Here is a 12,140-nt window from a genome sequence, read left to right on the forward strand (position 1 = left end):
GAGCCGTCTACACTGCCAGTGTCTAGCCCCGCCACCAAAGCCTCTTCTACTGCGTAACGTATAAGCGGTTTTGTCCAAAACCGGCAGCATCTCTTTTTCGGAGTCGCCTTTGTGATCAGCAAGGACCTTGTACCATATCCGGTTGCTGGGAATAAACATTTCCTAATCACTTTTATCCTCCCACTCTTACAATTGCAATCGTTTTTATGTATTTACATAGATGTATTCTATCTAAATAGCTCTTATATATTGTCAAAAAAAGTAAACCAAAGAGCCACTTACAAAATCAACAACCCCAACCCAAAGATACGGGATATGAAGCGGTTGTAAATTTATTGGTCATAACTCACGATAAGTTATTATACAAGGTCGATATTGGAATCATCCCACAGGATCAGGGAATTATTACCGAGAGGATTCATTGTACTGAAAAATTCTCACAAAAGAGAGAAACAAATCATGTTTGATACGAAGTATTGTCGATACCTGTTCTGTGGAATCAGTCTTGCTTAACATACTCGATCACAAAATCTTCAAGTTCATTTTTGAATTGATACTTTTACGAGGAAAGCATATCTCCGGTACCGCATTGGCACCATATTTTTGATATTTCGGACTGGAGTTACTTTTTAACTCTCTCCTATAGAGTTGAGGGATGTACTCTTATCTCTTTGGCAATTTTTCTATTTTTAGTGTATCCTGCCTTCTTGTAAACTTCTATATGATACCTTTGCTCCGGGATTAAATGTTTAGACATATTCTTCATTTCTTTGGTCGGATAAAGAAGAGAGTTTAGTATTCAACCTTTTCAAATCCAAAATTACAATTCTTTTTTCTTTTTCAAAAAAATTGCATTTCAGATTTAAATTTTGGCAGGAAGGATGGATCTCTATTTCGAGATTTGGGTTAAAGCATAGTTATGGCAAACTACGTAAACACAGATACTTGTCACACACTTTATCTATCCTTAATGACCAACGAATCAGCGTAAGGGTACAACTTCTTTCGCATGACTACCGACTCGCATAAGCTGTGTGACGATATTTGAACACAGGTTTTACAATGCAGGAGGCCATATTGCTTTTAGCGATGATTTTACAAAACTTCAAAGTAGAGCTGAAACCAGGATTCACACCGGATATAGTCAGCCGTCTTACCACACACACGGTCAATAAACTGCAGATTAAGCCCATAAAAAGGAACGTTTGTTGATAAAACACCTAAATCTCAAAGAGCGCTTTGTGGGAGCCATACTTTTGTGCGCTATCATCCCCTTATCAGTTGCTGGATATCTGCTCATCGTGTTTTACGGAGTGTTCAGCAATGTCGAAAGAGTACGCCAGGGAGTACGTGCTCTGGATCATTTCGTTAACGCGACGATCTTTAACGGTTATGCATGGGAGTCGATCTCATCACATGCATGGCGTGAACGTCACAAGCCGTGGGCAAAATTTATTATTTGGCTCACAGATAAGTTTCAAAAAGACCATTGCAGACGCGCAAACAAACGTGAACAAGATATCATCAATCTTATGTGGAAAAAGCGGCTGCATCATCAGACAATAGGAAGAAAATAACAGACATTTTTTATTACTACACTATATCATTATCAAAAGAGCACTATTCCCCACAGTTGTAGAGATTTACAGTTGATCGACAGGCAGATCGATATAGGTTACATGGGCACTGTAAAAGTATGCAGGCTTATCAAAGAGAAGCTTTCTGCCATTGTTGGGGTATTTTCTGATTCGTTTTTGTACGATGAAATAATGTCTTTCCTTACCATTTTTGTAGTTTGAATTAGAGGTTGCCGACATCCAAACCGTCATTGATCTTTACCCATTGCTCTATCGCTCCGATCTGATATTTGATGTTCTCGTAGAATTTGACCGCAATGATATAGCTGAGTTCTCTTTTCTAAAACCATTCCAGAAAGGCATTGAAGTAAAAACCATTGTCGGCTCTGACCAGTTCAACTTTCTTCTTTTTAAGTACCTGATCAAAGGTTTCATAGTTATTATGGTCAAAGGTATTACCAGCTCTCATCCAGGCATTGGCGACCATTCTTGTCTGTGAAATGAAAGTAATGAGTGAATGATGGGACTTTCTTCCTTTTTTGGAAAGATTGTACCCCATAGCTGCTCTTTCCTGATTGCCGTAGCGTGTCAGAAGCGAAGAGTCCAGATCGATGGTCAAAGCACCCACATCGATCTGTTTTAAAAACCTGTATCCAAGCTTCGGGAAAACTACATTATTTCTTTCCTGACTGAATTTATGGAAAAATCTGCTGTAGGTTGCCTGGGAAGGCAGCCTGTTCAGTTCAAAGGTCTTTTGCATTACTATATCGTACTGCACAGCCACTCTGCATGCACATATCTACTTGCACCCGTAAAAATACTAAGCCCGAGTCACTGTATGATGACAAGAAGATCGTATCCGGCATTAAACTGTAGATCAGGAAGATCGATCGCTTTGAGGTCATCCATGACAGTTGTCCCATCCATAAAATATTTCAGGCATGAAGGGCATTTCCTGTGAGTAGTGTCATCCCTCCAAACAGTATTACTTTTTTATCCGAATAGACAATCTTGGACTCACCCATTTGGTGACCCTTTCAATATAGCGCTCTTCCCGTATTTTAGGAGCTGATGGGGGGGAATGTCAATTCAGATTGCAAAATTTTAGTTTAAGTATAATTCTACTATTATTTTGAATACTTTAATTACAAACAAAAGGATAATAATATGAAAATTGATGAATTATTGAAAGTAATGATGGCTGAAAATGAAAAGCTTTTTAGTAAAATTCCAGAAAAGAAAGCAAAAAAAATAGTGCGTGCTACAATAAAGTCCATTGGAGAACAACTGGATGAAAAAGAAGAAGGGAAGATAACCATACAGGGATTAGGCACTTTCAGGAAAAAAATTATTGAAAAAGAGGGCGCAACCAGAGAAAAGATTATATTTAAACAACAAAAGAAAAAAAGCAATCCTGAAAAATAGAAATTATTAATGAAAAGTATTATTTTACTCTTCTTGGTATTTTCATTTACGGTAACATTTGCTGATTACCCTACAAAAGAGGGGAAAAAAATCTTTGCCGGATCAATCCACTCTCGAGCAGGAGAGAAAAGAAGTGACTTAAAGGGTGGCTTTTATCTGGGTGAGGAGAGTAAAAATTTTAGAGGGGTACAGATTCTTTCCCAAGGATGCAGTGCCAATGCATACATAAGAGAACGCTCAGAATACGGACAGAGTCTTCTTGTTACCCTACAGCCAAACCCATTGACGGTTAACTGCAGCAGCATAATTGGTACCAATACCGTCAGGGCAAAAGTGAACAATTTTGACAATAAATTTTTTTCTGAAGACGCTATCGTCGATTTTGGGCTACAGAGATACAGGATTGTTGAAGTTATTGATCGCAGCACAGTATCATTGTGCAAAGTGGTCAAAAATAGATGTGAAGATTTCAAATTTAAAAAAAGTTTTAGTGATAATTTAGTATTACCTGCCTTTTATTATAAATCCAAAGCACGAGTGAAAAACAATGTTGTTACATTTGTTTCAGGAGATTATCTACCCAGCTTTGCCAAGCGTGCTTTTAGAAAAAGATTACTCTCTGTAGAGATTGATGGAGAATGGTATTTCCTACAAAAAAGGCTGGATCGGTTCAGCTTCAGCTTTTCTGATAGCAATAGAGCCATCTTCAATGACGAAGAGAGAGATGTTTTAATACGATTTCAACCCACATATACAGTGGAGCTGGTACTGAAGAGAACTTCAGGCCAAGGATTGGAAGAGAGTTGGATGGTGCGATCAGACTATGATGGCTGGCGATACAAGTCATCTGGCTCAGGTGTGGCGAAGAACAAACCCCATATCTTTCGCATAGGAAATAAAGATCTACTTACTATATCCCCTCATTCAATATCTTCAAAAAATAAAATTATTGCTCCTGAAATTGTTTTTTTAGATGAAAATAAAAATTCAAGTATACGACTCTTATCCGGTATGGGAGATCCTAATGGAAAAATAATTGCCAATATAGGAAGTATATATACCAGAAGAGATGGAAAGATAGGAAAAACACTCTATATCAAAGAGTCTGGTAGAGATAGCTATGGCTGGAGAGCAATAGAATAAAAATCCACCCCAAAGGGCAGGTATTGGTAACCCCTTAAAGGGGTAAGCACTGCCTGCCACCTCAAAGGTGCCAGGATGACAACCTTTTTGGTTCTTCTTGGTTTAGAATAGACGCTGTTGTTCTATTCGCCTCTCATGTTTCTCTTGATATTTTACATACTTCCATATCATATCACCATCAAGCCCTACTGTATCCACACAGTACCCTTTCGCCCAGAAATTGTTTCCCCAATAGGGTTTCTGTCTCAACTTCTTGAATCGGTTGAGTATCCGTATTGCTGTCCTTCCCTTGATCGCTCCCATATAATCTGAAATTGATATCTTCGGTGGTATCATTACCAACAGGTGGACATGATCTATTTGAACATTCAGCTCTATGATCTCACACTTCATCTGGTGAGAAAATGCCCGGATCAGGTTTTCTACTTCCCGAGCTATCTCTCCATTCAATATTCTATATCTGTATTTTGGTACCCACACAATATGATATTGGCAGTGCCATATTGTTTGGGACAACTTTCTGAATCTACTCATCTTTTGACTCCTGTTTTACAGTTGTCATCCCGACGGGTTATTCTATCCCGAGTTCAACGGTAGAACCTTTGAACTCTGACCTTATCCAGAGGACAGGGGTTTCCATGCTGGACTAAAAAATGTCGATCCGTTTTATCATTGAGACTTTCAAAAGTTAGCTAATAGTTACAAATTACTCACAATATTATAGTATAATTCAATATCTTCCTTTAAAAATAATTCTAATTTTCCAGTTAGCTCTGCTGACAAATTCATATCAATTTTTTGTGCAACATTTTTAATTGGTATCTCAATTTTTTTACCTATTTTATCCTCCAAAAAAGATTTAACAAGATCCATTCTTTCCATAGGAAAAATATTATTTATTCCAATTTTTCCATTATCTAACATCAAGAAATCTTTTTGTGTACCTATGCGAACGTATCGACTATCGGATCCTTCAATCATCTCGGTTACAAATTCCTGAAAAGTAATATTACCAGTATAGTTGGCATGATTGGGATGCCTCGGATTTTTTAAAGGATCTCTCATCCGAAACCTATACCAAGAATGAACCCAATCAACTGGATCCCTAACTAAACAAAAAGTTTCTATTTTTTTTCCAGGCAGAACTTTTTGATGAAAAGCAGCAACATAACTATGATAATCTCTAGCATTCATATGCTTTAGAAGTGGATTCTTATGATAATTTATACTACAATATTTTGATATTGTCTTTTCAATTGAGGTAGAAGCACATTTAGGCATACATAAAAAAGCAAACCCATATTTAGTTGACAATTGCATTTTATTCCTTAAATCCTGAAAAATCAATAGAGTGCAATCTGTGGTTGTTTTTGTCTTCTGATGAAATTAAAATATACTTTTTCATCTTCTTTATTTTATAAATCAAAAAAACTCTTCCACGAACCAGGAATGCGAATATGTTCTTGATCTATCTCTTCAACCATACCCCTATATTTTTCTTTAAGATAATTCAATATATCATCATCCATATCAATTTCTTTCGAGACAAGTCTTTTCTTTGATAAATTAGGAAAATATTCGAGAAGAAAATCAATATCTAAAAAATCACATATATCTTCCATTAATTCATTGGGGCCGCTCTCAATTTGATCAAAAAATAGATATTTGATATTTTCTTTTGGAAAAATTGATTCTACCCTTTTCATTGTTTGTAAATAATTGCTTCTATTTTCAACATTTTTTTTACTCAAATAATTATAAATAGTATCTTTGTCTAGATCTGGTGTCTTAATTTTATTTTTATTGTCAGAAAGTTTTTTATATGTCATAAGATCAAACCTCAGCGACGACCAATCTCTTAATGCAGGATTTCTTATAATAAATATAATTTTAATATTATTATTAAGATTATATATTTTTTTGTAAGTAGCTCTTGATAGTAGCGCATATGCGGGTGTGCTTTCTCCTACTTTTTTATACATATGCCTACTATCTATAAATAATTCACCATACCATTTGATATTTCTTTTATTGTTTGGAGTTTGAACAAAATTCAAAGCCCAATCAAGGTTTTTTCTATTAATTGTTTTTCCATTAATAACTTTGGTTGATAAATGATGCAAATAATTACTTAACCATCTTTTTCTTTTTTTATCTTCATTTATACGACGTCCAAACTCTAATTCATCGAAAAAATGCAATTCTTTATATAGGGGTGTCCAAACATCAGGATGCCTTTTTAGATTATCATCTAACCAACTTGTACCACTTTTATGTGCACCAATACACAGAAAATCAACCATATTTATCCCTAAAATTCTATTCCGAAATCTTGTCTTAGTTTATTTTTGCTAGTTTTATAAACATTATTTATTATTGCCAAATCCTGCTCATCCAAGAGAAATTTTGCAGCATTTTCTTTTGGAAGATTGACTCCGACACGCAGCAATTGTTTTAGTTTTTTTACTTTGACTTTTTCATCTATATCGGATGATGCAATGTCAATATAAGCTTGGATGAGCCAAGGATGGACACCCACATTTGATTTATTCATCTTGTCTTTAATTCTTATCTTTATCCCAATAGCATCAAAAAAATCTTCCAAAAGACTGTTATTGATAAAACTTTTTTTCTCATATTTCCTAACTATTAAAGATTCTTTTCCAAATACTTTTATCCAAGGTTGCAATCTAGCTGGATAAAATGCAGCTGCAAAGTTATAATTTTCAGCTATATAAGTTTTAAAAGAACAATTTATCTGCCTTGCCCTAATCGCATGACTATAAAGCGAAAGCATGAACTCTACGGGTTCCCTCATATAGACAACCAATTTCACCTCATACTCTCTTAAATACTCCTTTATTTTTTCTATAGAAATAATTTGACTATCCAGCAGTACAAAGTCTTCGCTTGAAATAATGATATTTTTACACCCCGTACTTAGTAATTGTTTTTTGTAAAAGTCCAATATTTTCTCTCTATTAATCTCATCAACATTCCCCCAGCGAGGTGGATTGTTGTTGAAAGCCCACGAAAGATCAACATTACCGGGAAAAGCATCATCATGACTTCTTGGATAAAAAATATCTTGTCGTTCCAACTCTTCACGATGGTTATCAAGATACTCTTGTAAAGCAGATGTGCCGGTTTTATGAAATCCTATATGTAAAAATAGTTTCTTCTTCAATTTTATTCCTTCTGTAAATTATTATATTGTTGCCAATCTTTTCTGCCACGTACAAAACGCCCTCACCTCTTTTCTGTTATCCACCCTAGATATGATGGGTTTCTCGTCGTAATTACACTCGACATCGAACCGATCTATTGGCATACCATTCATTACTTTCAGAGCATTGTTCACGAATGTATCCATCTCCCAGTCTAGTGTCCGGGTGGAAGCGAAAACGATACCCGCCTTTTGCCTTTTTTTAAATTCTTCTTCATCCTTAAATACCTGCAATATCGCTTTGGCTATCGATTCTGGGGATTGATACGCCAATTTGATCGTACCCGTCGGATAGTCGATCAGGTTGTTGTATCTGTAGATATCTACAGCCACAACACCCGCTGCCATAAATTCAAATGGAATCCTGGAAGGATTGGTCATACTGATACAGAGACCGACTTTGCATTTATTATACAAATCATTCAATTTAGAAATATTATAAATAAGTCCGAGATTTTCTACTTCGAAATCCAAATGGAGATCAGCATCTGAACCATAAACATAGATTTTAATATCAGGGTTTTTTTCTTTGACAATCCTCAATGCCTCAATAGCCATCTGGGGATTACGTCGGAATTTCTCCGGCTGATAGAGAAAACTGATCGCATCCTCCCTTTCTCCACCTTTGTTGAAATAAACATTCGTATCAATACCGAGACCTGCAGGAACCGCTCGTGCATTGTACTGATGATGCAGCAGATGCGTCAGAAAACTTCCAACAGTAAAATGAAGATTTCCAAAAGTATAGCTGTTTTCATTAATAGAATAGATATCCCCCATCGGATTGAACCAAGCTTCGAAATCCTGCACTAGATAAGCCTTGTGTCTGACATTTTTCAAGCCGGCTACCAATTTTGAAGAGTGTGCGATCGTAGCGACTGCCATATCGAACTCGCTATTTTTGGGCCAGCCTACCAACACGTGTGCTCTATTCTCTCTCATATAGTCATAGGCCACCTCCACTCCCGCTCCCTCTTCTTCCAGAAAGCAATAGACATCACATCCTGCCTCTACAAATTTGCTAGCCAGATTAAAAAGTGTACGATGACCTCCTGATCCGGCTATGGGAGCCGGTGCATAAATTGCTACCCTGAAATCCAGCTTTTTGTCATTGAGAAAAAACTTACTGTAAAAGGCCAGCGGCGTGTTGGTCAGATCGGATTTCACTGCGCATATAGCTTTCTGAACTTTGGGTATATTCAGATACCCCTCTTTCCATCGCACAGAGTCCAGATGGCGACTGACATAGTGATACAGTACCGAACCTTTCTTACTCTTCAGGTTTTTTACAAAATCCTGATCCACATCCATTGTCTGGTATTTTCCTGTTCCGAATGTTTCGTTGTGTGTCAGTTCGAAAAAAGCTTCTGCAACCTGTACAGGGGGGTTTGCCAACAACTGTTTCGCAATCTGCCTGGACACATCTTTCAGATCTGACGAAGTCAAGCCATGAATGGCAATATATTCTATGACTTCAGGAATCACTTTTTTGATCCCACTCTGGAAGTAGGAAGTATATTTGACAAAGACATTATCTTCGGCTCTTTCCTCTTTCTTAACAGCAAGAATTGTTCCGTCTTTCGACTCATAGCCTATCGTGGATCCCCCCAATGAGTTGAACAACATCTCTATTGGACCGACTTCATGATTCGTCCAGTCATTCTCCTGAATATTATTGTCAAACAACCAACCACACTTGCTCACCTCCTCCTGCCGATTCAGATAATTGAACAGACCAAGATAACAGCCATGCACATGCTCGTCAACCAACATCGATATATTGTCCTGGATCGTACCCCTCCAGCCCAAATCAACGATCATAGAGACAGATTTACCCTGATTTAGACCTTTTTGCTTGAGGTACTGTTTAATATATCGTCTCTGCACATCGATATACTTTTTGACTATATCTTGGAAGGCACTCGACTCGATCAGCTTTACAAATTTTTTGTTTTCCCAGGGATATTTAATTTTTTGAAAATATCGAAATCCATATTTTTTGAAAACTTTTTTAGACTCCATGTTATCGACATTGAGAGAGGCACAGAATGCTTTCGGTGATTGAATGCTGTATTGGTTCCAAAGCTTCATAAGGTTTTCGACATTTACCTTTGCAAGAGAAGGAGCAAATGTAGCCAGCCTGCTCACTTCCAAAAGCTCACTTTTGGGATAGGATAAATAGTAAGGGTCAGCCTCGACGACAAGATCATAGATCTCTTTGAGAAAGATTCCCTCTCTGGTAAAGAAATAGATAGTTTCCACATTCAAACGCTTTGCCTCTTCGATGATATGCAATATATATCCTATAGCAATCGGTGCCAGTTTTGCACCAATTTTCTCACTGGCATTGAATATTGATTTTTTGGATAAAATATTACATAAATTAAAAACTCTTTTCCCATGCAGTAGCGTTTCACCACTCAATTTTTCATAAAATGCATCCTCGAACCATTTATGAAGCATTTTTTCATGATTGTCTTCATAATGAAAAGTTCCAATACCTAGTTTAGATGGCACATCAACATCTGCATGCTTATTATCACCTATATGAAAGAGTTCATTAGGTTCCAGCTGAAATTCTTCAAGTATATGTTTATACAATTTCCCTGATCTTTTGTTTTTTATCAGATCACAGGAGACATAACCTTTGGTAAAATGACGAATGACATTGTTCTTTCTTAGAAGTTTTTGCATAAACGTATTTGGCATATAAAAATCAGAGGCAAAAATTACATTTTTGAATTTCAACTTCTTCAAAAAAATATCCATAGACGCATCTTTTTCGGTGCTTCTCAACTCCGCCTTGAGTTCATGATTGAGGAGTTTCTTTTTTATTCGTATTAACATTGCACTCTGCACACCTGTTTCAAAAGCTTCTACGAGCCACTTATCGACTGCCTCTTCATATCTAAACTCATAGTCATCTGTCAAAGAGGACAAATCTTCACTCTTTTTCCTAAGATTATACAAGGAATTAATATCACGATATGCAGGTTTGAGTATTTTAAGATAGTTGATATGGAGATATCTAGCTGCTGAAAGTTTTATCTCGTCAGGATGGCATTTTCTCCGAAGTATTGTATCCCATATATCCAAAGAAAGTAATTTAATATTACTGTCAATTTTTACTTTTTTTAGGTTTCCCCTTTTATTACTGTACAAATAGTCAAAAAAATTTTCTTTATGTTCTTTTTCTGAATCGATATTCAAATCAATAATATTATTTTCTGCTCTCTGAAAATATTTTTTGATTTTTTGATTTAATATTGATCTGTCCTTCTCGTCCACATTTTGAAATCTTCCTTCTACTTTTCCAAATTGAATAAAATGTACAAATGAATTGAGACTACTCTCTTTAACGTCCGGATACTCATTAAGATACCATTCGACATCAAAATCAGGGTTTGGATTTTTACCTTCAAAAGAGCCATAACGTAGAAAATGCTCTATTGGACAAATATCATAAACATTGAACATTTTTTGGTACCATTCCTTATCGAAGTATGGCTCAATGATTTTTATATTTTCTTGTAGATATTTCTCATCAGGATTTTGGAACTTCCCTTCTGCTTTTCCAAATTGAATAAAATGTATAAATGGATTGAGACCACTCTCTTTAACGTCCGGATACTCATTAAGATACCATTCGACATCAAAATCAGGGTTTGGATTTTTACCTTCAAAAGAGCCATAACGTAGAAAATGCTCTATTGGACAAATATCATAAACGTTGAACATTTTTTGGTACCATTCTTTATCGAAGTATGGCTCAATGGTAAGTTTGTCACTCTCCTCAATATTTTCACCATCTTTTTCTTCGTACTTGTCAAAATTTACCGATGATACAATATTTTGATAGCCTACTTTACAAAAATGCTCAAAAATAGAAGAAACTTCTTCATTCTCTAAGGCCACTTTCGCTTCAGGAAAACTATTGAGATAATCAGACTCATTATAAGCATCTAAATCTTTGTGAAATTTGCGCTCACCTTCTTCGATCTCTTTTAATCCAAAGACTTTTAAATGATGTACTGCATCTTCAAACTGACCCTCCTTTATAGCTTTCCTGACATCCGGGTTTGCCTCAAGATATAACTCAGCATCGAAATCTTTAATTAAAAATGATATTTCATTCTTTCTTTGATTATTTTTCTTTCTAAAGTTAAACATAAAATTATTCCCCTTTTTTTAATCAATCCCCCCTGAAAAATCAAAAGAACTTATCTGATTTCAGTTATTATAGCGCCTAAAAAATAAACTCTCCCATTTTTAGCTATTTTTCCCTGAAATATCCTCCAATATCGTAATATATTTTACTTTTAAGTACCTATTTCGATACTTTTTATGCCATTTCTATATTTTATCTATAGTAGTCTTCCACCAATCTGATACTCTTCGTAAGTTTGCACAGGAACTGTAAGGCTGAAGTGCTCCTGGTTCTTCTATAGTCCCGCATATCTTGCCTGCCTGAAATTCACATAGTGTTTATGAATACAAAAGACAGCTCCTGCAAACCTCTAAGCTTTGCAAAGCGTTTGTTGTTTCTTGACTGTTTGGCTCTGAGTTTTATCTGATCTCTTATTCTTCTTTCCCCAATATCAATTGAAGATACCTTTTGCCTAAATTTTCTTTTTCTCGCTTTTGACATATAGTCACTGTCTGCAAAGACAGTCTTTTCTTCATTTTCAGTATGACTGTCAAACTGTAGGAATCAAAAACGCTCTGTATTGATGTCAAGGATATTAGTTTCAATGAAGACATATGTCGTA

General features: G+C 35.9%; 11 protein-coding genes and 1 pseudogene. 3 read left to right on the top strand and 9 right to left on the bottom strand.

Annotated elements, in window-relative coordinates; genetic code table 11:
• Nucleotides 1-17 precede the first annotated feature (17 nt).
• Nucleotides 18-170: pseudogene (locus SUN_RS13610) on the bottom strand (UTP--glucose-1-phosphate uridylyltransferase); the annotation flags it as partial.
• A gap of 1,038 nt (nt 171-1,208) precedes the next feature.
• On the opposite strand from SUN_RS13610, the gene SUN_RS08900 reads away from it, so the two are divergent.
• The gene (locus SUN_RS08900) at nt 1,209-1,577 is read left to right on the top strand and encodes a hypothetical protein (RefSeq protein ID WP_012083483.1); all 369 of its coding nucleotides are present in this window, start codon (nt 1,209-1,211) and stop codon (nt 1,575-1,577) included.
• Between the two features lie 66 nt (nt 1,578-1,643).
• Here the strand turns inward: SUN_RS08900 and SUN_RS13615 are convergent, their stop codons facing one another.
• Entirely contained in the window at nt 1,644-1,817 is a 174-nt protein-coding gene (locus SUN_RS13615) for a hypothetical protein (RefSeq protein WP_158298193.1), read from the bottom strand.
• A gap of 100 nt (nt 1,818-1,917) precedes the next feature.
• Nucleotides 1,918-2,361, bottom strand: coding sequence for a transposase (locus SUN_RS08905; RefSeq protein ID WP_349674928.1), 444 nt, complete (start codon nt 2,359-2,361; stop codon nt 1,918-1,920).
• A 383-nt stretch (nt 2,362-2,744) separates the two neighbouring features.
• On the opposite strand from SUN_RS08905, the gene SUN_RS08910 reads away from it, so the two are divergent.
• Complete coding sequence (locus SUN_RS08910; protein WP_012083484.1) at nt 2,745-3,002, top strand: HU family DNA-binding protein; 258 nt, start codon at nt 2,745-2,747, stop codon at nt 3,000-3,002.
• Nucleotides 3,003-3,011: 9 nt separating this feature from the next.
• The gene (locus SUN_RS08915) at nt 3,012-4,145 is read left to right on the top strand and encodes a hypothetical protein (RefSeq protein WP_012083485.1); all 1,134 of its coding nucleotides are present in this window, start codon (nt 3,012-3,014) and stop codon (nt 4,143-4,145) included.
• A 102-nt stretch (nt 4,146-4,247) separates the two neighbouring features.
• On the opposite strand, the gene tnpA is transcribed toward SUN_RS08915, so the two are convergent.
• The 6 genes from tnpA to SUN_RS13620 form a co-directional block, all read right to left on the bottom strand.
• The gene (tnpA, locus tag SUN_RS08920) at nt 4,248-4,679 is read right to left on the bottom strand and encodes an IS200/IS605 family transposase (RefSeq protein ID WP_012083486.1); all 432 of its coding nucleotides are present in this window, start codon (nt 4,677-4,679) and stop codon (nt 4,248-4,250) included.
• 165 nt (nt 4,680-4,844) lie between these two features.
• A complete protein-coding gene (locus SUN_RS08925) occupies nt 4,845-5,465 on the bottom strand; it encodes a sulfotransferase family 2 domain-containing protein (RefSeq protein ID WP_012083487.1) in 621 nt (206 codons plus the stop codon).
• 95 nt (nt 5,466-5,560) lie between these two features.
• On the bottom strand, nt 5,561-6,448 hold the full coding sequence (locus SUN_RS08930; protein WP_012083488.1) for a sulfotransferase domain-containing protein: 888 nt from the start codon (nt 6,446-6,448) through the stop codon (nt 5,561-5,563).
• An 8-nt stretch (nt 6,449-6,456) separates the two neighbouring features.
• Nucleotides 6,457-7,332, bottom strand: a complete 876-nt coding sequence (locus SUN_RS08935) for a hypothetical protein (RefSeq protein ID WP_012083489.1) — start codon at nt 7,330-7,332, stop codon at nt 6,457-6,459.
• 21 nt (nt 7,333-7,353) lie between these two features.
• Nucleotides 7,354-11,541 (bottom strand): hypothetical protein, encoded by a 4,188-nt coding sequence (locus tag SUN_RS13125; protein WP_012083490.1) that lies wholly within the window; start codon nt 11,539-11,541, stop codon nt 7,354-7,356.
• A gap of 304 nt (nt 11,542-11,845) precedes the next feature.
• Entirely contained in the window at nt 11,846-12,019 is a 174-nt protein-coding gene (locus tag SUN_RS13620; protein WP_158298194.1) for a hypothetical protein, read from the bottom strand.
• Between the last annotated feature and the right edge of the window lie 121 nt (nt 12,020-12,140).

Source organism: Sulfurovum sp. NBC37-1 (assembly GCF_000010345.1).
Taxonomy (GTDB): Bacteria; Campylobacterota; Campylobacteria; order Campylobacterales; family Sulfurovaceae; genus Sulfurovum.